The sequence below is a fragment of the Akkermansia massiliensis genome (assembly GCF_018847375.1).
In the GTDB taxonomy this organism is placed as follows: domain Bacteria; phylum Verrucomicrobiota; class Verrucomicrobiia; order Verrucomicrobiales; family Akkermansiaceae; genus Akkermansia; species Akkermansia massiliensis.
In genome coordinates, this window is record NZ_CP072036.1 from 1,158,899 (window position 1) to 1,183,140 (window position 24,242).

Annotated in this window: 16 protein-coding genes, 2 tRNA genes and 3 rRNA genes; 14 read left to right on the forward strand and 7 right to left on the reverse strand. The window is 56.5% G+C overall.

Annotation, left to right across the window (positions count from 1 at the left end; all coding sequences use genetic code 11):
* The first annotated feature begins 106 nt into the window (after positions 1-106).
* Complete coding sequence (gene clpB / locus J5W70_RS04825; RefSeq protein WP_022397910.1) at positions 107-2,689, forward strand: ATP-dependent chaperone ClpB; 2,583 nt, start codon at positions 107-109, stop codon at positions 2,687-2,689.
* Positions 2,690-2,840: 151 nt separating this feature from the next.
* Here clpB and J5W70_RS04830 read toward each other — a convergent pair whose 3' ends face one another.
* Complete coding sequence (locus J5W70_RS04830; protein ID WP_180973630.1) at positions 2,841-3,593, reverse strand: PEP-CTERM sorting domain-containing protein; 753 nt, start codon at positions 3,591-3,593, stop codon at positions 2,841-2,843.
* Positions 3,594-3,618: 25 nt separating this feature from the next.
* On the opposite strand from J5W70_RS04830, the gene J5W70_RS04835 reads away from it, so the two are divergent.
* The 9 genes from J5W70_RS04835 (at position 3,619) to J5W70_RS04875 (ending at position 13,083) form a co-directional block, all read left to right on the forward strand.
* Positions 3,619-3,843 (forward strand): hypothetical protein, encoded by a 225-nt coding sequence (locus J5W70_RS04835; RefSeq protein WP_180973631.1) that lies wholly within the window; start codon positions 3,619-3,621, stop codon positions 3,841-3,843.
* Between the two features lie 718 nt (positions 3,844-4,561).
* Positions 4,562-6,073 (forward strand): 16S ribosomal RNA (locus tag J5W70_RS04840).
* Between the two features lie 170 nt (positions 6,074-6,243).
* Positions 6,244-6,319: transfer RNA gene (locus J5W70_RS04845), tRNA-Ala, on the forward strand.
* A gap of 89 nt (positions 6,320-6,408) precedes the next feature.
* Positions 6,409-6,485 (forward strand) — tRNA-Ile (locus J5W70_RS04850).
* A 210-nt stretch (positions 6,486-6,695) separates the two neighbouring features.
* Positions 6,696-9,531, forward strand: a 23S ribosomal RNA gene (locus J5W70_RS04855).
* A 237-nt stretch (positions 9,532-9,768) separates the two neighbouring features.
* Positions 9,769-9,884 (forward strand): 5S ribosomal RNA (gene rrf / locus J5W70_RS04860).
* Together the 16S, 23S and 5S rRNA genes with 2 tRNA genes alongside form the textbook arrangement of a ribosomal RNA operon.
* Positions 9,885-10,191: 307 nt before the next feature.
* Positions 10,192-11,748 carry a sialate O-acetylesterase gene (locus tag J5W70_RS04865; protein WP_022395912.1) on the forward strand — a complete coding sequence of 519 codons (1,557 nt, stop codon included), beginning with the start codon at positions 10,192-10,194 and terminating at the stop codon, positions 11,746-11,748.
* A gap of 293 nt (positions 11,749-12,041) precedes the next feature.
* A complete protein-coding gene (gene nrdR / locus J5W70_RS04870; protein ID WP_012419886.1) occupies positions 12,042-12,533 on the forward strand; it encodes a transcriptional regulator NrdR in 492 nt (163 codons plus the stop codon).
* A 22-nt stretch (positions 12,534-12,555) separates the two neighbouring features.
* Positions 12,556-13,083: a hypothetical protein gene (locus J5W70_RS04875; RefSeq protein WP_022395913.1), complete on the forward strand. Its 528-nt coding sequence runs from the start codon at positions 12,556-12,558 to the stop codon at positions 13,081-13,083.
* A gap of 9 nt (positions 13,084-13,092) precedes the next feature.
* Here the strand turns inward: J5W70_RS04875 and J5W70_RS04880 are convergent, their stop codons facing one another.
* Entirely contained in the window at positions 13,093-13,947 is an 855-nt protein-coding gene (locus tag J5W70_RS04880; RefSeq protein WP_180973663.1) for a nitroreductase family protein, read from the reverse strand.
* Positions 13,948-14,046: 99 nt separating this feature from the next.
* Here J5W70_RS04880 and J5W70_RS04885 point away from each other — a divergent pair, with 99 nt between their 5' ends.
* Positions 14,047-14,379 (forward strand): winged helix-turn-helix transcriptional regulator, encoded by a 333-nt coding sequence (locus J5W70_RS04885; protein ID WP_022395915.1) that lies wholly within the window; start codon positions 14,047-14,049, stop codon positions 14,377-14,379.
* Between the two features lie 6 nt (positions 14,380-14,385).
* Here the strand turns inward: J5W70_RS04885 and J5W70_RS04890 are convergent, their stop codons facing one another.
* Positions 14,386-16,065 carry a SulP family inorganic anion transporter gene (locus J5W70_RS04890; RefSeq protein ID WP_022395916.1) on the reverse strand — a complete coding sequence of 560 codons (1,680 nt, stop codon included), beginning with the start codon at positions 16,063-16,065 and terminating at the stop codon, positions 14,386-14,388.
* A 135-nt stretch (positions 16,066-16,200) separates the two neighbouring features.
* On the reverse strand, positions 16,201-17,568 hold the full coding sequence (gene argH / locus J5W70_RS04895; RefSeq protein WP_180973662.1) for an argininosuccinate lyase: 1,368 nt from the start codon (positions 17,566-17,568) through the stop codon (positions 16,201-16,203).
* A 253-nt stretch (positions 17,569-17,821) separates the two neighbouring features.
* Here argH and J5W70_RS04900 point away from each other — a divergent pair, with 253 nt between their 5' ends.
* Complete coding sequence (locus J5W70_RS04900) at positions 17,822-18,997, forward strand: ATP-binding protein (RefSeq protein WP_022395989.1); 1,176 nt, start codon at positions 17,822-17,824, stop codon at positions 18,995-18,997.
* Between the two features lie 66 nt (positions 18,998-19,063).
* Positions 19,064-19,741: an SWIM zinc finger family protein gene (locus tag J5W70_RS04905; protein ID WP_215841941.1), complete on the forward strand. Its 678-nt coding sequence runs from the start codon at positions 19,064-19,066 to the stop codon at positions 19,739-19,741.
* Positions 19,742-19,758: 17 nt separating this feature from the next.
* Here J5W70_RS04905 and J5W70_RS04910 read toward each other — a convergent pair whose 3' ends face one another.
* The 3 genes from J5W70_RS04910 to J5W70_RS04920 all read right to left on the reverse strand — a co-directional run bounded on the left by J5W70_RS04910 (position 19,759) and on the right by J5W70_RS04920 (position 23,693).
* Positions 19,759-21,246, reverse strand: coding sequence for a hypothetical protein (locus J5W70_RS04910; protein ID WP_022395987.1), 1,488 nt, complete (start codon positions 21,244-21,246; stop codon positions 19,759-19,761).
* Positions 21,247-21,415: 169 nt separating this feature from the next.
* On the reverse strand, positions 21,416-22,705 hold the full coding sequence (gene eno, locus J5W70_RS04915) for a phosphopyruvate hydratase (protein ID WP_022395986.1): 1,290 nt from the start codon (positions 22,703-22,705) through the stop codon (positions 21,416-21,418).
* Positions 22,706-22,859: 154 nt separating this feature from the next.
* Entirely contained in the window at positions 22,860-23,693 is an 834-nt protein-coding gene (locus tag J5W70_RS04920; RefSeq protein ID WP_022395985.1) for a deoxyribonuclease IV, read from the reverse strand.
* Positions 23,694-23,862: 169 nt separating this feature from the next.
* On the opposite strand from J5W70_RS04920, the gene J5W70_RS04925 reads away from it, so the two are divergent.
* A complete protein-coding gene (locus tag J5W70_RS04925) occupies positions 23,863-24,189 on the forward strand; it encodes an ArsR/SmtB family transcription factor (protein ID WP_022395984.1) in 327 nt (108 codons plus the stop codon).
* The last annotated feature ends 53 nt before the right edge of the window (positions 24,190-24,242 follow it).

Here is a 24,242-nt window from a genome sequence, read left to right on the forward strand (position 1 = left end):
ATATTACAAGGAATTCGGAGGGTCAAAAAAATTTGGATAACGGCAAAAATCCTGCTTTCCCATTCAACGGTTGGAGATATTCTTATGTCTAAATTACCAACATACCATGCTTAACAATCTAACAACAAAATTTCAGGAAGCGCTGATGCAGGCGCAGCAGACGGCAGGGCGGCTCGGAAAGCCGGAAATTTCCTCCCTGGACGTTCTGGTGGCGTTGCTGGAGCAGGACGGCGGAATTCTTTCCCCTATTCTCCGGAAGGCCTCTTGTGATCCGGGCCTGCTGTTGCAGGCCGCCCAGAGGGAAGTATCCCATGAACCCACCCAGAGCGGTGCTACCACGCAGCCCCAGATGGGCCGTGACCTGGCTACGGTGATGCACGCTGCCGAGGATGAACGCAAAAAGCTCAAGGATGACTACCTCAGCGTGGAGCACTTCATGCTGGGGGCTCTGGACACGCAGAACAAGGTGCACCAGTTGACGGACACCTTTGGACTGTCCAAGGACAACTATCTGGCCGCCATGAAGGAAGTGCGCGGCAACCAGCGCGTGACGGACGACAACCCGGAAGGCAAATACCAGACGCTGGAAAAATACGGCACGGACCTGACGGCCCGCGCCCGCGCCGGCAAGATTGACCCCGTTATCGGCCGTGATACGGAAATCCGCCGCGTCCTCCAGATCCTTTCCCGCCGGACCAAGAACAACCCCGTGCTCATCGGGGAGCCCGGCGTGGGCAAGACCGCCATTGCAGAAGGCCTGGCGCGGCGCATTGTCAACGGTGACGTGCCGGAAAGCATGCGCAACAAGCGCATTGTGTCCCTCAACATCGGGTCCATGCTCGCGGGGGCCAAATACCGCGGCGAATTTGAAGAACGCTTGAAATCCTTCCTCAAGGAAGTGACGGACTCCAACGGTGAAATCATCCTGTTCATTGACGAACTGCACACCATCGTGGGCGCGGGCGCCAGTGAAGGGGCGGTGGACGCCTCCAACCTGCTTAAGCCCGCTCTGGCCCGTGGCGAACTGCGGACCATCGGCGCGACGACGCTGGACGAATACCGCAAATACATTGAAAAGGATGCGGCCCTGGAACGACGGTTTCAGCCTGTCATGGTGTCTGAACCCAGCGTGGAGGACACCATCGCCATTCTGCGCGGCCTGAAGGAACGTTATGAAGTTCACCACGGCGTGCGCATTACGGACGCCGCCATCGTGGCTGCCGCCACTCTTTCCGACCGTTATATCTCTGACCGTTTCCTGCCTGACAAGGCGGTGGACCTGGTGGACGAAGCAGCGGCCCGGCTCAAGATTGAGCTGGACTCCATGCCTACGGAAATCGACCAGATCGAACGTGAAGCCATGCAGCTTGAAATGGAACGGCAGGCCCTGGTGAAGGAAGAGGATGCCGACAGCAAGGCGCGTCTGGAAAAAATCACCAAGGATCTGGCGGACCTGAAGGAAAAATCCGGCTCCATGATTGCCAAGTGGAAAAGTGAAAAAGACGTTCTGGACGCCGTCCGCAGGGAACAGGAAAAAATAGAGGCCCTCAAGCTGGAAAGCGAAAGGGCCAAGAGAATGGGGGATCTGACCCGCGCTTCCGAAATCACGTACGGTGAACTTCCGGAAGCGGAACGCGCCCTGATGGAAGGCAAGGAAAAGCTCAACAAAATGCAGAAGGAGGACGGAGGCCTGCTCAAGGAGGAAGTCACGGAAGGGGACATCGCCAAGGTGGTGGCCACCTGGACCGGCATTCCCGCCGCGCGCCTGCAGGAAGGGGAGCGCGCCAAGCTGGTGCACATGGAAGAACGCCTGGGCGCCCGCGTGATCGGGCAGAAGCAGGCCGTCAAGGCCGTGTCCGACGCCGTGCGGCGCGCCCGCGCGGGATTGCAGGATGAAAACAGACCCATCGGCTCCTTCCTGTTCCTGGGCCCCACGGGCGTGGGCAAGACGGAGCTCAGCAAGGCGCTGGCGGAATTCCTCTTTGACAATGAAAACGCCATCGTGCGCATTGACATGTCCGAATACATGGAAAAGCACTCCGTGGCGCGCCTCATCGGGGCGCCTCCCGGATATGTGGGTTATGAAGAAGGCGGCCAGCTCTCTGAAGCCGTGCGCCGCCGTCCGTACTGCGTGGTCCTCTTTGATGAAATTGAAAAAGCCCATCCAGACGTCTTCAACGTGCTGCTCCAGGTATTGGATGACGGCCGCATCACGGACGGCCAGGGGCGTACGGTGGACTTCCGGAATACTGTCATCATCATGACCTCCAACATCGGCAGCCAGTACATCCTCAATGAATCCAACGCGGAACAGCGGGAAGCCAAGGCGATGGAAGCCCTGCGCGGCCACTTCCGCCCGGAATTCCTGAACCGCATTGATGAAATCATCATCTTTGACCGTCTGACGGCGGAGGAACTCAAAGGCATTGTGGACATCCAGCTCCAGCGCGTCCGCAAGCGCCTGGAAGCCAAGGGCCTGTTCCTGCGCATGACTCCGGAGGCTACGGCCCTGGTGGCGGACCATGGCTTTGACCCCGTCTATGGAGCGCGTCCCCTCAAGCGGGCCATTCAGCATGACCTGCTGGACCCCCTCAGCCTCAAGCTCCTGGAGGGCGACTTCCCGGAAGGGACGGAAATCGTGGTGCGGGAAAAGGGCGGCAAGCTGGACTTTACCAAGGAAAAGAAATAACTGAAAAGGCTGCTTTTCCGGTGTGCCGCCGGGAAAAACCATGAAGGGCGTTCCCTGGCAGGAACGCCCTTCTGCTACCAATCCACTCCCTGGCGGCTAAAGGAAACTGCCGTCTGGCCGACGTGAAAGGAAAATCCGGGAGAGGAAACCGTCAGCAGCGGCGTCTTCGTAAAGCGAGCACGGCCAGCCCCAGCAGGGAAAGCGTGGAGGTGCCGGGCTCCGGAACCATCTTCCAGCCCATGGAACGCATCAATTCCATTTCTCCATCCGTCAGGGTACGGTGGTAGGTATCCGGCGAAATGGAATACTGCATGAGGGCGTCCGGATCGCTCGCGCTGTCGATGTGGGCCATGCTGGACCCTTGCTGCCAGGTGGCGGGGTTATAGGCGGTGAGCCCCGTATCGCCCAGGGACAGGGTTTCTCCAAGTGTAAATGCCGTATTCCCGTTTCCGGCCTTATTCACGATGGATTGGCCTTCCTGGTTGGTTAACAGGGAATCATACCTGGTGTACAGCATGGTGCTGTAAGCTGCTGAAGCATTCCCGGACTGGACCTGGAAGGTACCGGTTTGTGTCGCCAGGGAAAGAAACCCTGCGGCATGCCCTATCTCATGGGTCAGGATGCTTTGAAAATCATATTTTCCCGTATGCTCCGCCGGTAAGGCGACCTCGTAATAAAGAGAATTCAAATGAGAGGTATTGCACTGGATGTAAATATCGTAACCCGTTGCAGTCCTCGTGCTCCCATCGCGCCAGACGGACTCCACCAGGGTGGAAACCTGTTGCGGTCCATTTGACTGGTAGTAGAAATAAGGGGAATAGGCGGAGGCCAGAGTGGAGGAATTGGCTCCGTCGTACCAGGTGAGGCCAACAGTAAGTGTTCTGCCCGGGGTGGAATTGATCAAGCTATCCCATGTGGTCAACGCCCGCATGGCAGCGTCTATCTGGCCTTGGTCCCATGTATGGGTGCTTGATGAATCAAAAAATCCCTGGTCCCCGGAATCCAGGAAGGTGCAGGAAAAAGTGGAGCCTATACTGGCTGTTTGTACAGCGGATGAGGAAGGAATGTTTCCCAGGCAGCAGGCAGCGCAGATAGTTCCAATCCAGAATGATCTTTTCATAGATGGCAAAATAATAAAAACTTCCTATAGATAGCAGAAAAAATCCTTTCCGTCCATGGGAAAACAAAATGGTTCAGTCTCCTTTTCAAGGGAAGGAATGCAATGGAGGTGGGCGGAGGAAGCACCTGCGTTCAATAGCCCTTTTTTTCGTCCTGGCAGGGGGCAAAAAAGAGGAACTGTAGTTATTGCGGAAACATCACGGGAGAAAATGTTCAAAAAAATGGCACGAGGGAGGGGGAGTATGACAAAAGCCTAACTATTTTATAAATTGGAAGTTATGAATGGACGTGACAAAATGGGTGAAAGACTCTCACAAAAAACGACTCGAAAAAAATTGACAAGGGAGGTGAAAATGGTAGACTTCTCGGCACGCCAACACGGCGACGGGATGAAAAGCCCGGCGGCAGGAGGGACTCGGAAGAGGGCCTGAATGAAGCCGGGGCCGGCCACCCGGAAGAGCCTCATTAAAGGGGCCGATAAGAAGATTTCAAGGGAATGACTACCGAACCCGCCGAGGGTTTTCCTGAATGCGTCGAGAGACGTGTGAGGGAGAAAAAACCCGAAGGAGCGACCTAGCTCCGAGAGGGGCGGATTGGTAGAAGCAAGGGGAAAGAAAAAAGGTCGTGACGCGCGCCGTGCTTGGCAGAGCGAAGAGGACCTCAAGAGACACAACTTGAGGGAAGAGCTGACTGAAGCATGGCGCAGATGAAATCGAAAGATTCCATTTGGTCCAGCAATTTCAAAAATTATATTTGATGGAGAGTTTGATTCTGGCTCAGAACGAACGCTGGCGGCGTGGATAAGACATGCAAGTCGAACGAGAGAATTGCTAGCTTGCTAATAATTCTCTAGTGGCGCACGGGTGAGTAACACGTGAGTAACCTGCCCCCAAGAGTGGGATAGCCCCGGGAAACTGGGATTAATACCGCATAAAATCGCAAGATTAAAGCAGCAATGCGCTTGGGGATGGGCTCGCGTCCTATTAGTTAGTTGGTGAGGTAACGGCTCACCAAGGCGATGACGGGTAGCCGGTCTGAGAGGATGTCCGGCCACACTGGAACTGAGACACGGTCCAGACACCTACGGGTGGCAGCAGTCGAGAATCATTCACAATGGGGGAAACCCTGATGGTGCGACGCCGCGTGGGGGAATGAAGGTCTTCGGATTGTAAACCCCTGTCATGTGGGAGCAAATTAAAAAGATAGTACCACAAGAGGAAGAGACGGCTAACTCTGTGCCAGCAGCCGCGGTAATACAGAGGTCTCAAGCGTTGTTCGGAATCACTGGGCGTAAAGCGTGCGTAGGCGGTTTCGTAAGTCGTGTGTGAAAGGCGGGGGCTCAACCCCCGGACTGCACATGATACTGCGAGACTAGAGTAATGGAGGGGGAACCGGAATTCTCGGTGTAGCAGTGAAATGCGTAGATATCGAGAGGAACACTCGTGGCGAAGGCGGGTTCCTGGACATTAACTGACGCTGAGGCACGAAGGCCAGGGGAGCGAAAGGGATTAGATACCCCTGTAGTCCTGGCAGTAAACGGTGCACGCTTGGTGTGCGGGGAATCGACCCCCTGCGTGCCGGAGCTAACGCGTTAAGCGTGCCGCCTGGGGAGTACGGTCGCAAGATTAAAACTCAAAGAAATTGACGGGGACCCGCACAAGCGGTGGAGTATGTGGCTTAATTCGATGCAACGCGAAGAACCTTACCTGGGCTTGACATGTAATGAACAACATGTGAAAGCATGCGACTCTTCGGAGGCGTTACACAGGTGCTGCATGGCCGTCGTCAGCTCGTGTCGTGAGATGTTTGGTTAAGTCCAGCAACGAGCGCAACCCCTGTTGCCAGTTACCAGCACGTAAAGGTGGGGACTCTGGCGAGACTGCCCAGATCAACTGGGAGGAAGGTGGGGACGACGTCAGGTCAGTATGGCCCTTATGCCCAGGGCTGCACACGTACTACAATGCCCAGTACAGAGGGGGCCGAAGCCGCGAGGCGGAGGAAATCCTAAAAACTGGGCCCAGTTCGGACTGTAGGCTGCAACCCGCCTACACGAAGCCGGAATCGCTAGTAATGGCGCATCAGCTACGGCGCCGTGAATACGTTCCCGGGTCTTGTACACACCGCCCGTCACATCATGGAAGCCGGTCGCACCCGAAGTATCTGAAGCCAACCGCAAGGAGGCAGGGTCCTAAGGTGAGACTGGTAACTGGGATGAAGTCGTAACAAGGTAGCCGTAGGGGAACCTGCGGCTGGATCACCTCCTTTCTATGGAGAAAGTGCATGAAAAATGCACAGGTCGGATCTCTTCCCGAGGGAAGAGAGAGCGAAACCCGCGAGGGCCCGCAACGAACCAAAGATGTGTAAACAGCCAGTTCGCTTGGAGCGAAACTAGGCACGACGTGCGTGACGACCTTTTTTCAAAAAGAACCGCAACTGGGGGTATAGCTCAGTTGGTAGAGCGCCAGCTTTGCAAGCTGGATGTCCGGGGTTCGAGTCCCCGTGCCTCCACCAGTTTCGGTAAGAAGGCGGCAACGGAGAACGATAAATGGCTATTAACTATTGCCTGTTCACTGTTAACTGCCTCTGCGAGACCCAAAACCGGGCCTGTAGCTCAGTTGGTTAGAGCACGCGCTTGATAAGCGCGGGGTCACAGGTTCAAGTCCTGTCAGGCCCACCAAAAAAATCGATTATTGAGGGAAAGCGAAAATTGACATCTGCGTGGCAAAGAAAACAATTGCTGAGAAGCAATTGCTTTCCAACAAAGTGGGTAGTTGAAAAACAACTACAATACACAATTTAAAACATGCATACCAAGAAATAAGACAATACAGTAAGTCACGAAAGGGCTTTGTGGTATTGTGGAAGTGGTAAAAAACTTTTGCAATATGATGAAGTAAGTAAGGGCGTACGGTGAATGCCTTGGTGCCAACAGGCGAAGAAGGACGCGGCAAGCTGCGAAAATCCTCGGGAAGCTGCAAGCAAGCGATGATCCGGGGGTATCCGAATGGGGTAACCTGATCGAGGCAATACTCGATCGTTCATACCTGAATACATAGGGTATGAAACGCGAAACCCGCTGAAGTGAAACATCTCAGTAAGCGGAGGAAAAGAAAGAGAAATCGATTCCGTAAGTAGTGGCGAGCGAAAGCGGATGGAGCCCAAACCGAAGGTACTCCTTCGGGGTTGTAGGACCACGAGATATTCGACCATACTGGATAGTAGAACAGCCTGGAAAGGCTGGCCGTAGAAGGTGAAAGCCCTGTAGACGAAATCCAGCGTGGGAATTAGTGGGATCCTGAGTAATACATCACACGTGGAACGATGTATGAATCAGCGCGGACCACCGCGCAAGGCTAAATACTAGTTGGCGACCGATAGTGAACAAGTACCGCGAGGGAAAGGTGAAAAGAACCGCTGTGAGCGGAGTGAAATAGAACCTGAAACCGTATGTCTACAAAGTGTCAGAGCAGAGCAATCTGCGATGGCGTGCCTTTTGTTTAATGAGTCTGCGAGTCAGTGTTTGTGGCAAGACTAAGGGCTTCCGGCCCGGAGTCGCAGCGAAAGCAAGTCCGAATAGGGCGAATTAAGTCGCAGGTACTGGACCCGAAGCGGAGGTGACCTACCCTTGGCCAGGTTGAAGCATGGGTAAAACCATGTGGAGGACCGAACAGGTGAACGTTGAAAAGTTCTCTGATGAGCTGAGGGTAGGAGTGAAAGGCTAATCAAACCCCGTGATAGCTGGTTCTCTTCGAAATGCATTTAGGTGCAGCGTCACGTGCTGATGCGCGGGGGTAGAGCACTGACAAGGCTAGGGGGCACACCCGCTTACCAAACCTTATCAAACTCCGAATACCGTGCAATGGAACGTGGCAGTGAGACAGTGGGGGATAAGCTTCATTGTCGAGAGGGAAACAACCCAGACCAGCAGCTAAGGTGCCTAAATAACGCTCAGTGGAAAGGATGTGGGATTACACAGACAGTGAGGATGTTGGCTTAGAAGCAGCCACCATTTAAAAAATGCGTAATAGCTTACTCATCGAGTGATCCTGCGCCGAAAATGATTGGCGATCAAGCGTTATACCGAAGCTCTGGACTTTACCTTACGGTAGAGTGGTAGAAGAGCGTTGCATGCGCGTTGAAGGGTGATGGCGACTGACCCTGGAGCACATGCAAGTGAGTATGCAGACATGAGTAACGTAAAGCCGGGTGAAATCCCCGGCCGCCGTAAACCCGAGGTTTCCAGGGCAACGTGTTTCGTCCCTGGGTTAGCCGGGACCTAAGCCGAGGCCGAGAGGCGTAGGCGATGGATATCAGGTTAATAATCCTGAGCTCGCGACCCTTAAACTGGGGGGACGCATGAGAAAAGATGACTAGGTTATTGAATTCCGAGTTGAGTCCACGGACTCAGCGCATCATTGGATCGAGTGCCAAGAAAAGCCCCAGCGTATGCTAAGCGACCCGTACCGCAAACCGACACAGGTGGGTGGGTAGAATATACCAAGGCGTAAGAGTGAAACCTGGTTAAGGAACTCGGCAAATTAGCCCCGTAACTTCGGAAGAAGGGGTGCCTGCAGCGATGCAGGCCGCAGAGAAATGGCCCAACCGACTGTTTATCAAAAACACAGCACTCTGCAAAGACGCAAGTCGAAGTATAGGGTGTGACACGTGACCAATGCCGAAAGATTAAGGCAAGGGGTTAGCCGCAAGGCGAAGCTCTGAACCCAAGTCCCGGTGAATGTCGGCCGTAACTATAACGGTCCTAAGGTAGCGAAATTCCTTGTCGGGTAAGTTCCGACCTGCACGAATCGTGAAACGAGTTGGGCACTGTCTCAACCAGGCGCTCAGTGAAATTGTAGTGGCGGTGAAGATGCCGCCTACCCGCAGAAGGACGGAAAGACCCTATAGACCTTAACTGTAAGCTGTCATTGTTTCTTCGGTTTTAATGCTCAGAGTAAGTGGGAGACGCTGAAGACGCCCTTTAGGGGGCGTCGGAGTCATCAATGAGACACCACCCTTTGAAACTGGAGGATCTAACCCTGAGCCGTGAATCCGGCCAGAGGACCGTGTCAGCCGGTCAGTTTTACTGGGGCGGTATCCTCCCAAAGAGTAACGGAGGAGCGCGAAGGTGGGCTCAGCCCGGTTGGCAACCGGGTGTCGAGTGCATGGGCATAAGCCCGCCTAACTGTGAGACCAACAAGTCGAGCAGATGCGAAAGCAGGCCCAAGTGATCCGGCGGTAGAAAGTGGAATTGCCGTCGCTCAACGGATAAAAGGTACCTTAGGGATAACAGGCTGATCACGCCCAAGAGTTCATATCGACGGCGTGGTTTGGCACCTCGATGTCGGCTCGTCGCATCCTGGGGCTGGAGAAGGTCCCAAGGGTCCGGCTGTTCGCCGGTTAAAGCGGCACGCGAGCTGGGTTCAGAACGTCGCGAGACAGTTCGGTCCTCTATCCTCTGTGGGCGTTGGAAAATTGAGGGGTTCAGACCTTAGTACGAGAGGACCGGGTCTGACGCACCACTGGTGCATCGGTTGTACTGTCAAGTGCATGGCCGAGTAGCTAAGTGCGGACGGGATAAGCGCTGAAAGCATCTAAGCGCCAAGCCCATCCCAAGATGAGTTTTCCCTATAGGTTCGTGGAAGACCACCACGTTGATAGGTCGCAGGTGTAAGTGCAGCAATGTATTGAGCCAAGCGATACTAATCACCAATAGACTTCATCATATTACATCACTCCCGTTCGTGAATAACAACTTGCTGTTGTCTTGTTCATTGGATGTATGTTTAAAAGTAACACCACCAGCCACGCAGATGTCAGTTTACGCTGATTCCTTCCCCTCGTAACGAGAGGAAATCTTCTTAGCCACACACACAACAACCCTTAAAAAATCCCCCTCAAAGCCCCCCAAGGGCTCCCGGGCAGGCAGGATGAAGAGAAAAAAAGCCCTCTTCCCCCTGAAGCCCGGTGGCCAGAGCGCAGTGGTCCCACCCGGTCCCGTTCCGAACCCGGAAGTGAAACGCTGCCGCGCCAATGGTAGTCGGACGATAGGTCCCGCAAGAGTAGGTCGCCGCCGGGATTTTTTTTCATCAGGCCCCGCCAGTTCCTCAACTGGCGGGGCTTGTTCGTTTTCTTGATGGCGCGATCTTCCTTCCTCCGGCTAAGTGGAACATTTGGTACATGCCGCCTGTCCGAGCCGTCGCGCCTTTGCCTCCTCCAAGCTCTTCGGTAGAAAATCAATAAGGGGGCTATGCTGCCCATCGGGAGCATAGAAGAAGAACTGGTCTTTTCCTTTTCCTCCTCCTTCCGGCTCCCATATCTGGCAGTTGACGATTGAAAAGGAAAATTCCGGCAGTTATAGTTGTGTTCCTGCAATTGTAACTCAAATGACCTATCTGCTGTCCTTCCTGTTCCTGTGCCTTGTTTCGGTATGCTCCGCAAAAGAATTGAAGATTTTTTTGCTGACGGGCCAATCCAATTCCCTGGGAGCCGTGAAGGGCAGTCCCGCTTCTCCGGAGTTGTTGAAGAAGTATGAGCCGAAGAAGACGTTGTACTGGCATGAAAACTTCGGCCAGAGGGAAGGGGTGTTTCCCGGGGCCTCCACGTCCTGGGAGCAGGTACGGCCCGCCATGCCGCGCTATAACGGCAATTTGTGCATGGGTCCGGAATACGGGTTTGCCTTTACCCTGGAGAAGAACGGATGGTTCAGGGATGCGGATGTGGCCATTGTGAAAGCCTCCCGCGACGGCGGCGGCAATTCCCACTGGCAAAAGAACGGCCAGGCTTACAAGGCGCTGGTGCAGGCCGTCAAAAACGCCTGTGCCACGGTAGGCAAGTCCAAATACTCCAAAGTGGAGTTTGCCGGGCTGCTGTATTTGCAGGGGGAAAGCAATATCGGCGCTTCCGTTCCGGAAAGCGCTTCCCGTTTTCTGGAGCTTCTGGGCAATCTGGCGGCGGACTTGAAACCGTACGGGGATACGTCCGCCCTGGCCGTACAGAGAGCCGTCATTGGCGAGAATGCCAACTGGGCCGGAAAGAATGAAAGCGATCCGGAGACGGGCAATGTCACCGGAGGCCTGAAGGGGAATGATACCGAAGTTCAGGGAAAAACGACCCACCAGGTGATGAAGGAGCTGGCCGCCTCCCGTCCGTCCCTGGGCTATGCCCCTACCAGGGACCTTCCCAAGCTGACTGCCGGCGACCAGATGGGGGTGCATTACAACGGCCAGTCCCAGATCAGCATCGGCGCGCGCTTTGCCTATGAAGCCGCCCGTCTGGCCGGGAAGGATACCGGTTCCGTCCGCAGCGGCCGCTATGAGGCTCCTCTCGGTTCTCCGGATGCCTGGATGAACCGGAAGATGCCGGGGAAAAACGTGGGCGTGTGGAACTTGGCTTCTTCCGTAAAACCCAGCATTGTATCGGGCGTGGTGAAGCTGTTCGGCATCCGTGTGGAGGACCCCGCCGTTAATACCGTGATTATTCAGAGCAAAGGAGGGGGCTCCGGCGACCGTTTGGCGCTTGGGCCGGGAGGCATCCGCCTGGCGGAGGGGAAAAATTTGCAGTTGGAGACAAATGTACAGCTTGCGGGCCGTCAGGCCTGGAATATTCCGGGAGGCTCCACCGTGGAACTCAAGCCCTCGCCGGTCCAGGACAAAGCCCACCCCGTCCGCTTGTCCGGACAGGCGGAAGTGCAGGTGGTTCGTGCGGAAGGCGGAGGGGGAGCGGAGGGAATGGCCCGCGTCGTGTTGAAACGGGTGCTGCCCGCTTCCTTGAAATGTTCCTGGATCTTGTCCGGAAAGGTGGAAATGTCCCTGGAAGGAATGGAGGGACAGGCCCTGAATCTGGGCAGAGTCCTCGTCAAAGACGGCGCTGTATTGAATCTGAATGGCGCCAGGCTGGCTGCGGGCAGTATCGTCAATCAAGGCGGAACGGTGAACCCGTAACGGACGGCCATGAACGACCCTGGCGCGGACCGGAATCCTCCCGGTTTTTATTCCGGTGGGAGGAGAGCATAAAAAATGTGTCTTCACACCCGGAGTACATGGAAGCTCGCCTGCCTCTTATTCACAATTCCGGCATCTCCGTCAATCCGTGCGGAAACGCGGACGGGAGTGTTTTTGTCCCCGGCTTATTCACAGGAAGTGTTGGTTGGGAGATGCTGACCATTAAGGCCTCTGTACTATATTTGGCGTACTTTTTCCTTTATGGATGCGTTATGTAGTAGTATGGTCGTGCCATGAGATGCGTTCAGTGCGGTCATTTGGAGGATAAGGTCATTGACTCCCGTATGTCCAAGGACGGGACGACCATCCGCCGCCGCCGCGTGTGCCTGAGGTGCGATTACCGTTACACGACCTATGAGCAGATTGAACGTACGGAGCTGCGCGTTGTAAAAAGAGACAACCTGCGGGAGGCCCTGAACCGCGAGAAGATTTTGCGCGGCTTGGTGAAGGCCTGTGAAAAGAGGCCCGTGAGCATGGACCGCTTGGACCGCGCCGTGGAAGAAATTATTTCCGAATTGCACCGCGACCATTTGCGCGAAGTTCCCTCCAGCGAGATCGGCAAGAAAGTGATTGAAAAACTTTACGCCATCGATCCCGTCGCCTACATCCGCTACGTGTCCGTGTACCGCCAGTTTTCCAATGTGGAGGAGTTCATCCAGGAGATCACGCAGATGCGCCACCAGACGCTGATTGATCCTCTCCAGCGCAAGCTTCCCATCCTTTAAATTTTCCCCTTTTCCCTGTTCCATGATCGGCTTCCGAAACAACAGACCGCTGCTCAAGCTTGGTGATTGCCTGATCACCGAGTACGGGGAACAGTGGCTGGCGGATGCCCTGGAACATGCCGCCCGGCGCGCCGGAACCACCCTGCCGTTCAAGGATGACCTGCTGGCCTCCGTTCGCTATTATCTGGAGCATGAGTGCGACCTGTCCGTCATGCAGGTGTCCGAGCTGTATGAACGCCTGCGCCGCATGCTTACGGAGGTAGGCCTGGCGCACCTGGCAAGGGAGCTGAAGGAGGAAACGCCCCCCATGACGGTCAGCGTGGCGGAGATTGCCCGCAGCGTGCCGTTCTGGCTGTTTTTTGCCTGTGAGCTGAAAAAGCAGGTGGAAGAATTGCAGGTGCACGGCATTACCAAATACTGTTTTACCGGGAGAAAGGAATGCGTGATGGCGCTCCAGGGCAGGAAGCGGTGGGACCGTTCCTGCCAGACCCTGCTGGAAGACCTGGATTTCCTCCTTTCCCGCTATGAGGAGCAGGAAGCGGACCGTTGACGGGGAAGCTTACCGGAACCTGATTTTACGGCGCTTCCGTTCCGGCATGCGTTTGAGCTGTACGGTGGGCGTCCCCAGCACAAGGGCCTGATGGACCGCGTGGCCTTTCGGCAAATCCAGGGCGCGGAGAAGCGGCTTGTACTTGAAAACCCTGCATCCCAGGACCAGGCCGCCCATGTAGCAGCTCCCCAGCCCCAGCGCGGTCAGGGCCATCATGATATTATGGGAGAGGACCGTAGCGTCTTCCCGCGCGGTTTGTGACGCCGGGCCGGTCAGCAGGAGCAGGGCCGGGGCGCCGTACAGTACGGGGTCTTCCCCCCGTTCCTCCGCCTGCCTGCGCAGGGGTTGCGTAGCGGTTTCAGAGATGACGGCGTGGTAATCCTGCGGGGAGAGGGCTAGCCGGGCGGCCAGGCGGGTGACGGGGAAGGCGGCCAGCCTTTCCAGCTTGTCGTACATGCGGAGCAGGGCCTTTCTGATGCCGGAGAGGGTATCCGGGTCTTCCACCGCCGTCAGGCGGATGCTCTGGGCGTTCAGGCCGGACTGGGAGTATTCCGCCGCGCGGCGCAGGACGTTCCACGTTTCCCGGCTGACGGGGTCCGGTTTGAAGTGCCGCACGCTCCTGGTTTTCATCAGCAGGTTCAGCACTTCCGCTTCGCCCGGAACGGGGCCTATGGGTTCCGTGCTTTTTACTCCGGAGTGGGTAATGGCCTGCCGCGGGCAGACGGCTACGCAATGGCCGCAGCCGATGCAGTATTGTTCCGCAGCTCCTTCCAGGGAATCGAAGCCGCAGAAGCGGGTCAGGAAGCAGGCTTTTTCACATAAATGGCAGTGGATGCACTTGTCTTGGTCGATGGTCAGTTTCATGGCTGTGTGGATTGGAATTCCCGCCAGCATAGAGAGACAGGGAGTTTTTGACAAGTAGGCACTATTTTGTAATATAGTGTCAAAAAAGATACTGTAACGATGAAAAAGCCTTCATCCTCCTACCGTTGCCCCTGCGGCGTCACGCTTTCCCTGATCGGCGGGAAGTACAAGATTGTCATCCTCTGGCATCTTTACCAGAAGGCTCCCGTGAGGTTTAACGAGCTGCACCGCCTGATCCCGGAGGCCACCACCAAGATGTTCACCCAGCAGCTCCGGGAACTGGAGGCGGACGGATTAGTGGAACGCAAGGCGTACCCCGTCATTCCGCCCAGGGTGGAGTATTCCCTGACGGCCTTCGGCAGGAGCGTGCTGCCCGTACTGGAAGCCATGAATGAATGGGGCGCGGCCTACCTGGCCGCACGGGGGGAGTAGCCGCCGTTACAGGTGTTTTGGCGCGGGACCGTTGATGATCTTGCGGGCGCGGTTCAGGGCGGCGTCAATATTCTCGCAGATGTTGTAGCGTTTCAGCTCCCGGTAAAAGGGCGCGTGGCGGATGACGTCCAGAGGTTGCGGCTGCACGCCGCAGACCAGCAGGGTGGAGCCGTGCTCCCGGCACTGATGGCAGAAGTCGGAAAGAACATTCAGTCCGGTGGCGTCCAGCGCGGGAACCAGGCGCATGCGCAGAATGACTACCTTGGTATCGTGCTCCAGCGTTTCCAGCACCTGGTCCTTGAACTGTTCCACGGCGCCGAAAAAGAAGGGGCCCTTCACGTCAAAAACTTCCACGCCTTCCGGAATGCTGAGTTTGGCCGTAGAACGGTCTTCGTCGTCTTCCTCGTCGTTATCCAGCAGCTCGTTTTTAATGGCGGAAACGTCGCTGATCTGGGCCATGCGGCCCATGAAGAGCAGGGCGGCGAGCACCACACCCACCTCCACGGCCACGACCAGGTCCACAAAGACGGTCAGCAGGAAGGTGATCACCAGCACCGCCGCATCCTGCCGCGGCCCTTTCAGCAGGCGGCTGAACGTGTGCATTTCACTCATGTTGTAGCACACCACCGTCAGGATGCCCGCCAGCACGGCCAGAGGAATCTGCTGGGCGTACTGGGCAAAGGCCATCAGGATGGCAAGAAGGGTCACCGCGTGAATCATGCCGGAAACCGGGCTTTTGGCCCCCGCCTTGATGTTGGTAGCGGTGCGGGCGATGGCCCCGGTGGCCGGAATGCCGCCGAACAGGGCGGACCCGATGTTGCCGATTCCTTGGGCAATGAGTTCCATATTGGGTTTGTGGCGTCCTCCCGTCATGCCGTCCGCCACGGAGGCGCTCAGCAGGGATTCAATCGCCGCCAGCAGGGCGATGGTGAAGGCCGGAGCCGTCAGCGCCCCCAGGTTGTGCCATTCAATGTGGGGCAGTGAAGGGAGGGGAAGCGTGTTCGGAAGGCTGCCGAAGGCCTGCCCGATGGTGGTTACGGGCAGGGAGAAGGCTACGGAAACGGCGGTCATGCCCAGCATGCCCACCAGCATGGCCGGCACCCTGGGCCAGAAGCGGCGGCTCAGCAGGGTAATGGCGACGGTGCCGACGGCCAGCGCCAGCGCCGCCCAGTTGATGGTGTGGAAGTAGTTGAAGTAGCACGCCCATTTTTCAATGAAGTCGCCGGGGATTTTTTCCGTGATGGTGAGGCCGAAGATGTCCTTGATCTGCGTGGAGAAAATCACCACGGCAATGCCGGAGGTAAATCCCGTGGTGACGGGGAATGGAATGAAGCGGATAAGCGCCCCCATGCGGCAGAAGCCCAGGATAATGAGAAAGAGGCCCGCCATCAGCGTGCAGACCAGCAGTCCGGACGCGTGGTACTGTTCCAGCACGCCCATGATGATGATGACGAAGGCGCCGGTGGGACCGCCTATCTGATACTTGCTTCCGCTGAACAGGGAAATGAGGAAGCCGGCTACGATGGCGGTGACGAGGCCCTGGGTGGGGGAGAGCCCGCATGCAATCGCAAAGGCCATCGCCAGCGGGATGGCCACCACGCCGACGGTGAGCCCCGCGAAGAGGTCCGCCAGAAAAGTTTGCTTGGTATAGGTCTTGAGAGAGGAAAGGAGAGCAGGTCTGAACATGGCTGCCGGGATGTTGGCCGGCTGCGGTGGAATGCCGCCGCCGGAGGGGTGTAAAACGTCCCCTTCCTGCACCCGGAGGCGCGCCGCGGAGACGGACGGCAGGTTCCCCGTTCCGTCCGCTCCCCGCAGGCAGTGTTATTTGGAAAGAATGTCTTCCCAGTAGGCGATGCGGCGGCGGGTATTCTCGGAATTGGGAGCCCCCGGGTTGGTACGCTGGGCGAAGGCTTTTGTCAATTCAAATACGTCGCGCGCGGCGGTTCCGTACGCGTCTGAAATGGAGGCGAACTGTTCGTCGCTCAACTGGTTGAGGGGCGTACCTGTGGAAATGCTCATGGCGACGGCTTTTCCGACCAGTTCGTGAGCCTTCCGGAAGGGAACGCCGCGGCGAACCAGGTAGTCCGCCAGGTCCGTAGCCAGCAGCATGGGATCGGAAGCCGCTTCCAGAGCCCGGGCCGTGTTGACCGTCATGGCGGCCATCATCTCCGCATTGACGTCCAGGGCCAGCTTGATCGTGTCAATGGAATCGAAGAGGGGTTCCTTGTCTTCCTGGAGATCGCGGTTGTAGGTCAGGGGCAGCCCCTTGACGGCCACCATCACGGCGGTAAGGTTGCCGTACAGGCGTCCCGTCTTGCCGCGGGTAAGTTCGGCGACGTCCGGATTTTTCTTCTGGGGCATCAGGGAGGAGCCCGTGGTATGGGCGTCCGACAGGGTGGCGAAGCCGAATTCCGCCGTGCACCACAGGATGACGTCCTCGCTCATGCGGGAGAGGTGGGCGCCGATCACGGCCAGGTCAAAGAGGGTTTCCATGATGTAATCCCGGTCGGCAATGGCATCCATGGAATTCTCCGTCACGGCGTCAAAGCCCAGTTCTGCGGCAATCCCGCGGCGGTCCAGGCAGATGGTGGAACCGGCAATAGCTCCGGAACCCAGCGGGGAAACGTTCAGGCGCCTGCGGCAGTCCGTGAGGCGGTCCGCGTCCCGGTTCAGCATTTCCACGTAAGCCAGCAAATGGTGGCCCATCGTGACGGGCTGGGCGCGCTGCAGGTGGGTATAGCCCGGCATCATGGCGTCCGCGTACTCCTTCGCCTTCATGACCAGCGCACGCTGCAAATGGCGCACTTTTTCCAGGATTTCATCAATCTCCGCCCGGCAGTAAAGCCGTGTGTCCGTAGCCACCTGGTCGTTGCGGGAGCGTGCGGTATGCAGCTTGGCACCCGGCGCGCCGATGCGTCGGGTCAGCTCGCTTTCAATGTTCATGTGCACGTCTTCCAGCTCCCGGCTCCACGTGAAGCTGCCTGCCTCAATGTCCTTCAGAATGTCCTTCAGGCCGGATTCAATGGCGCTGAATTCCTCCTGCGAAAGCAGGCCTGCCTTGAGCTGTGCCCGCGCATGGGCGATGGATCCGGCAATGTCCTGGCGGAAGAGCCTCCAGTCGTAGGAGACGGATTCGCCGTAGCGTTGAACCAGATCAGCGGTGGGTTTAGAAAATCTGCCTTTCCACATGACCCACATGTTGTGCCTGAAGCCATGTTGTTTTGAAAGCTTGAAATAGGTAATGTGGACGGATTTGGAATGGAGTTTTTATTCTACCTAGTTCTATTAAATTCTAGATAGAACTAGGTAGAACTAGGTAAGAAGAGGTAAGAAGAGGTAAGAAGAGGTAAGAAGAGGTAAGAAGAGGTAAGAAGAGGTAAGAAGGTCTAGTAAGTTCTACTTGAAAAGCCTTAGAAGTATACTTACTATAACGGGCTATATTATGGATGAAATAAAAAATCCCTTTTCACCAGGTGCTGGCTCTCCTCCTCCCGAGTTGGTAGGGAGGTCCAGCATTCTTAGACAAACAGAGATTTTATTAGGGCGTACTTTGAATAGGAGACCAGAAAAAAGCATGCTTCTAACTGGTTTGAGAGGAGTAGGGAAAACGGTTCTACTCAATGAAATGGAACGATTGGCGCAACAACATGGATATCATACGATCTCGATTGAAGCACATGAAAATAAATCTTTAGGTGCCAGTCTTGCTCCATATTTGAGGAGGTTGTTTTTTGAATTGAACAGATTGGCCGGAACAGGTGATAAAGTTAAAAGGGGGCTGATTGCTCTTAGAAATTTTATTGGAACTATCAGAATTAACTATGGAGATTTGGGATTGGACTTGGATCCGTTACCGGGTGTAGCGGACAGCGGAGACCTTGAAAATGATTTGCCTGAGCTTTTTCAGGCATTGTCGGAGGCAGCCATGGAAAAACAATCCGCTGTTGCCATTCTTATTGATGAAATCCAATATTTTAAAGAGAAGGAATTAAGTGCATTGATTATGGCAATGCATAGAATTCAACAGAAACAGAGTCCTATTGTCTTATTAGGTGCCGGGCTTCCTATTTTGCCGGGTTTGGCCGGAGATTCTAAATCCTATGCTGAACGCTTATTCAGTTTTCCTGATGTTGGAGCTTTATCCCAGGAAGATGTTGCTCGCGCATTGCAGGAACCGGCCAGAAGGGAGGGAGCTGTATTTGCAAATGATGCTCTTGATAAAATATATGAACTTACTCATGGATATCCGTATTTTTTACAAGAATGGGGATATCAGGCTTGGAAACAGGCGCAAACTGAAAATATTACATTGGATGTAATTAATCGGGCAACGGAGAAGGTTATAGAGAGATTGGATCAAAATTTTTTCCGTGTAAGATTTGATCGGCTTACTCCGGGAGAAAAAAGATTCCTGAGAACCATGGCAGAATTAAGATCTGAAAGGATGCGAGCCGGAGAAATTGCACATGCTCTGGGAGTTACTGTGAACAAGATAGGTCCAACCCGGGCCCATTTAATGAAAAAGGGAATGATATATAGTCCTTCTTATGGAGAATTGGCATTCACGGTACCTTTATTTGGAGATTTCATGCTGAGAACAGTTCCTAAAGAACATTAGTGAATGATTCATAAGCCGTTCTTTATGGAATAAAAGGTAAAATATCATATGTGTGAAAATGATGGCATGCCCCTGAAACGGGCGGATTTGCGGAAACGCGCGGAGGAGAAGGCGGCGGAACTGGCCGCGGAGGGGATAGAGCTGCATCCCGTGACGGCTTCCGGGCGAAATCTGGCGAAAAAGTTCTGGGGAAAGGAATGGATGAAGAGCCTGGCCGCGTGCGAGGTGTACGGCATGCGGCTGGCCCCCGGGCGTACTTATTTGCGCTATGGCTGCGTTCTGGACGTGAAAGCGGCTCCCGGCCGCATTGACGCGCTGGTGATGGGGGAGCATTTGTATGAGGTCCGCGTGCATGCCGCCCCTCCGGATGAAGAGGCGCTTGCCCGGCTGCGTGCGCGGTGCGCCGGGCATATCGGTTCCTGGATTGACTTGCTGAAGGGGAACCTCTCCCCGGAGCTGCTGGAAATCCTGTGCGATCCGGAGGGCGGCCTGTTCCCCGCGCCGGAAGAGTGGCGTTTTTCCTGTTCCTGCCCGGACTGGGCGGATTTGTGCAAGCATGCGTCCGCGGTCCTGTACGCCTTCGGCGTGATACTGGACGAACAGCCGGAACTGCTGTTTACCCTGCGCGGAATGGACGCCTCCGCCCTGATTCCGAAGGCTCCGGAAGCCGTTCCCGGCGGAGAAGACGCGCTGGACAAGGATGCCGGGTCCCTGTCGGACATGTTCGGCATCAGGCTGGATTGATTCCCGCCGCCGTGACGTTATGGCCTTGTTCCGGTCTTGAACAGCCAGGCGGGGAGGGGATGGCCGTCCTTTTTGACGAATTGGCGGCAGACGGGGTCTTTCCGGCGGTCAAGCATGCCGCCGTGCGCCGTCAGCTGATGCTCCTGCATAGTGCTTGCCCGGGTGGAGAACGTACCCGCTTTTTCCATCATGCATTGCAGGGACGGAAGGGCCGTGCAGGCCAGGTAAAGAATCAGGAGTGTCCGGTATTTCGTGCCCCCCTGGCGGAAGGCATGGAGAAAGAGCAGGGAGAGGAAGGGATAGAGGACCGCCGGGGCTTTAAAGAGAAGTTCATTATTCATGATGCCCGTGCGGAAAAAGAGGCTGCCTGCCATCATCCCCAGCGTGATGTAGTACAGCGGATTCCTCCGGCATGCTTGGAAGAGCAGCGCACCCGGCAGCAGAACGCCCAGGGCCAGAGCCAGCAGGAAACTGGCGTATTTGACGGAGCCGGGATAGAGCAGCAGCCGCTGCTGGCCGTAGTGGTAGATTTCCGCATACTTCCCGGCAAAAAGGCAGGAAAACTGCCCCCCACCGTCCAGATGGGCATAAAAGACGGCCATGACCGCCGCGCACAGGAAGGCAACCCAGAAAGCCGGCTGGAGCAGGAGGGACCGGAGCCGGGAAGGAGAAGCCTGCTCCGTTGGGCGGCAGAACAGGGTTTCATACACTATGTACGGAAGGAGCAGAAGAGCGCCCAGCGGGGAGGACGGCAGCAGCAATGCCCCCATGAAATAATATCCCGCGGCAGGCAGGGAGCGGGTCAGAATAAGCACGGCGCACAACAGCGCCGGAACGGCATGGTTGAACGTGTTGAAGAGTTGGGCGGGCATGCCGATGAACAGCACCATCTGGGCATTGTATTCCGCGAACAGGGAGGGGAGGGGCATTCCCAGGCAGTCCAGCGCCGCTGCCGGAGATCCCAGGCAGAAGAGAACCAGCGCCCACCAGGCCGTTTGCCGGACGCCCCAGCGGGAGGCAGCTGCCAGCAACGCCAGTTCCAGCCCCAGGAAGGTCCACAGGGCCAGCAGCCAGGGAGCCCATGCATCCGGACAGCAGGAGGTGGCCAGCGCGGGAGGCAGCCAATGGCCCAGGTAGTAGATGAAGTGGCGCCCGTCTGCCATGACGAGGGGCCAGGAGCCTGCCGCGAGCTGTTCGTAAACGGCGTTGCGGACCGCAAAGTCCGCGTGCTGCTGGCAGTGGCCCGTGAAGCCGCACAGCAGCACCAGCAGCAGGCAGAAGGCGGACAGAAAGCCCAGCACGGCCAGTCCGCGGGCTTTCAGAGGAAGCCGCTGTTCCGGAAGATTCCGGGTGCAGGCGTAAAATCCATACGCCAGTGCGGCGCAAAGCGGAACGGAGAAGGCGGGATGCAGCCATCCCCACAGGAAGAGGCCCAGAGGAAGCGCCAGGTACGCCAGTGCCGCGCACAGCAGGGGGCGTGTGGGCAGGGAAAGGCTGGGAGACATGGCGCGGAACGGAGATGGGGCTTTTTGGCAATGCGGAATCCGAAAGCCCAGCATTGCATATTTTGTCCCAAAGAAAAGGATGCAATTACCCCGGAGAATGAAAAATCCCCGCGCCGCCTCACGACGACCGGGGATTTGGGTTGCTTTATACCAGTTCCGGCAAAAGGGGTCAGAACAGGCCGAATCCGTTGCCGTAGCGGGCAGATTCCCCCAGTTCCTCCTCAATCCGGAGAAGGCGGTTGTATTTGGCCATGCGGTCGGAACGGCTCAGGGAGCCGGTCTTGATCTGGCCGGCGTTGGTCCCCACGGCGATGTCCGCGATGGTGGCGTCTTCCGTTTCCCCGGAGCGGTGGGAAATAACGGCAGTGTAGCGGTTGCCCATGGCCAACTCCACGGCATCCAGCGTCTCCGTCAGGGAGCCGATCTGGTTTACCTTCACCAGAATGGAGTTGCCCACGCCCAGATGAATGCCTTTTCTGAGGAATTCAACGTTGGTGACGAAGAGGTCGTCCCCGACGAGCTGGGTGCTTTTGCCCAGTTTTTCCGTCAGGATTTTCCAGCCGTCCCAGTCGTTTTCCGCACAGCCGTCCTCAATGGAGACGATGGGGTATTTCTTCTTCAGTTCCACGTAGTAATCCGTCAGTTCCGCGGCGGTTCTGCGGCTGCCGTCGGACTTCTTGAAAACGTACAGTCCGGATTCCGGATCGTAGAATTCGGAGGAAGCCACGTCCAGGGCAATGGAAATGTCCTCCCCGAACCGGTAGCCGGCCTTGTCCACGGCCTGGGCGATGCAGTCCAGCGCGTCTTCCGCGGAGTTCAGCCTGGGAGCGAAGCCGCCTTCATCACCCACGGCGGTGGAAAGGCCGCGGCTGTGCAGGACGGATTTCAGGGCATGAAAGACTTCCGCGCCATAGCGCAGGGCTTCCCGGAAAGTAGGCGCGCCGGACGGAACGATCATGAATTCCTGGAAGTCGATGGGCGCGTCGGAGTGGGCGCCGCCGTTGATGATGTTCATCATGGGGACGGGCAGAACCTTGGCGTTCGGGCCTCCCAGGTAACGGTACAGGGGCTGTTGCAGCTGGGCCGCCGCCGCCTTGGCAAGCGCCAGGGAAACGCCCAGAATGGCGTTGGCTCCCAGTTTGGCCTTGTTGAAGGTGCCGTCCAGAGAGCTCATGAGGGCGTCCGCCGTGGTTTGTTCCGTCGCTTCCAGGCCGATCAGGGCCGGGGCGATGACGTTGCGGATATTGTCCACAGCTTTGGTGACGCTCTTGCCCTGGTACCGGGCCATATCGCCGTCCCTGAGTTCCCAGGCTTCATGTTCCCCGGTGGAAGCTCCGCTGGGGACGCCCGCCGTGCCTGTGGCTCCGCCTTCCAGATAAACGTCCGCCTCAATGGTGGGGTTGCCGCGTGAATCCAGAATTTCACGCCCTGTTATTTTTGCGATGCGCATTTCTTTCATAAAAGCCGGATGGGTTCTGCCTTGAAAAGCAGATATTGGAATTAGTTTAAACTAATTTATAGGCCTTGTGTATACCGTATCCGGGGCGGGTGCAAGCTTTTTCTCCGGAAGAAGGGCCGGCTTCCAGACGGTACGGGGCTGCCGTTGGGGCAGGTCAGCCGCGGTAATGTTCTTTCAGCCAGGCTATTTCCTCGCCGTGCCCGGCGTCGTCCCGGGGCGTTTCCAGGAAAAAGGGCACTTCCCGGAGGGAAGGATGGTTGATGATGTTGATGAAGGCCTGTTCTCCCAGGCTCCCCTTGCCGATGGTTTCATGGCGGTCCTTGAAGGAGGAGAAAGGCGTCATGCTGTCGTTCAGGTGGATGGCGTTCAGGCGTTCCAGGCCCAGCACGGAGTCGAACTGTTCCAGCACGGCGTCCAGGCTGTTGACGATGTCGTACCCGGCGGAATAAACGTGGCAGGTGTCCAGGCAGACGCCCAGCTTTTCTTTCAGGTCCACGCGCTCAATGATGGCGGCCAGTTCTTCAAAGGTCTTGCCGAGCTCGCTTCCCTTGCCGGACATGGTTTCCAGCAGAACGGTGGTTTTTTGGTCCGGAGCAAGCACGCCGTTCAGTTGGTCCGCCACCAGTTCAATGCCTTTTTCCACTCCCTGTCCCACGTGGCTGCCGGGATGGAAGTTGTAAAGGTTGCCCGGCAGATACTCCATGAGCTCCAGGTCTTCCCTCAGCACCTGGGCCGCAAAGCGGGTGACTTTGGGGTCAGCGGAGCAGGGGTTCAGCGTATAAGGGGCGTGCGCCAGCAGCGTGCCGAAGCCGTTGTCTTCCGCCAGCTTCAGAAAACGGGCAATGTCCGGTTCGTCAATGGCCTTGGCCTTGCTTCCGCGCGGATTGCGGGAGAAGAACTGGAAGGTGTTGGCTCCGATGGAAAGGGCAACCCTGCCCATGGCTTCGTAACCTTTTGCGGAGGAGAGGTGGCATCCGATGTACAGCATGGCGGTAAAGGTGTGTAAACGAGCATATCGGAAGGGAATTGCCGTGTCCAGCATGGGGGGTGATTTCAAGCGGCTGCCGCATGGCTCCGTGCCTGTGTGGTGTGCCATGACCGTGGCGGGAAAACAGATTGACATTTTTACGATTTTAAAAATAATAAATCCATTGCTTATGTCCGATTGCTCCTGCACCTCTTCATCCCGTCCGGTTCACTCCGTCAAGGAGCTGGAACCTCTTGCCGGTGTTTTCAAGGCGCTGGGGCATCCCGTGCGCCTCATGATTGTGGAGATGCTTCTGGATGGAGAACGCTGCGTCTGCGAACTGCAGAAGGATTCCGGACGTGACATGTCTACCGTTTCCAGCCATTTGAACGTGTTGAAGAACAGCCGGATAGTGTCCTGTGAGCAGCGGGGGAAAAATGTGTATTATTCCCTGTGCTGCCCCTGCCTCAGCAGCGTGCTTTCGTGTTTGCAGGAAAGCCCGGCGTTAAAGGGGTAACGGTATTGGTATTCAGTTTGTTCAGTATTTTTTATTCATACATTTTGATATTC

Excerpts from the sequence above, each read along its gene's own strand:
- clpB (WP_022397910.1), top strand. The coding sequence starts at position 107 with ATGCTTAACAATCTAACAACAAAATTTCAGGAAGCGCTGATGCAGGCG.
- J5W70_RS04835 (WP_180973631.1), top strand. The coding sequence starts at position 3,619 with ATGGCAGCGTCTATCTGGCCTTGGTCCCATGTATGGGTGCTTGATGAA.
- J5W70_RS04865 (WP_022395912.1), top strand. The coding sequence starts at position 10,192 with ATGACCTATCTGCTGTCCTTCCTGTTCCTGTGCCTTGTTTCGGTATGC.
- nrdR (WP_012419886.1), top strand. The coding sequence starts at position 12,042 with ATGAGATGCGTTCAGTGCGGTCATTTGGAGGATAAGGTCATTGACTCC.
- J5W70_RS04875 (WP_022395913.1), top strand. The coding sequence starts at position 12,556 with ATGATCGGCTTCCGAAACAACAGACCGCTGCTCAAGCTTGGTGATTGC.
- J5W70_RS04880 (WP_180973663.1), bottom strand. The coding sequence starts at position 13,947 with ATGAAACTGACCATCGACCAAGACAAGTGCATCCACTGCCATTTATGT.
- J5W70_RS04885 (WP_022395915.1), top strand. The coding sequence starts at position 14,047 with ATGAAAAAGCCTTCATCCTCCTACCGTTGCCCCTGCGGCGTCACGCTT.
- J5W70_RS04890 (WP_022395916.1), bottom strand. The coding sequence starts at position 16,065 with ATGTTCAGACCTGCTCTCCTTTCCTCTCTCAAGACCTATACCAAGCAA.
- argH (WP_180973662.1), bottom strand. The coding sequence starts at position 17,568 with ATGTGGAAAGGCAGATTTTCTAAACCCACCGCTGATCTGGTTCAACGC.
- J5W70_RS04900 (WP_022395989.1), top strand. The coding sequence starts at position 17,822 with ATGGATGAAATAAAAAATCCCTTTTCACCAGGTGCTGGCTCTCCTCCT.
- J5W70_RS04905 (WP_215841941.1), top strand. The coding sequence starts at position 19,064 with ATGCCCCTGAAACGGGCGGATTTGCGGAAACGCGCGGAGGAGAAGGCG.
- J5W70_RS04910 (WP_022395987.1), bottom strand. The coding sequence starts at position 21,246 with ATGTCTCCCAGCCTTTCCCTGCCCACACGCCCCCTGCTGTGCGCGGCA.
- eno (WP_022395986.1), bottom strand. The coding sequence starts at position 22,705 with ATGAAAGAAATGCGCATCGCAAAAATAACAGGGCGTGAAATTCTGGAT.
- J5W70_RS04920 (WP_022395985.1), bottom strand. The coding sequence starts at position 23,693 with ATGCTGTACATCGGATGCCACCTCTCCTCCGCAAAAGGTTACGAAGCC.
- J5W70_RS04925 (WP_022395984.1), top strand. The coding sequence starts at position 23,863 with ATGTCCGATTGCTCCTGCACCTCTTCATCCCGTCCGGTTCACTCCGTC.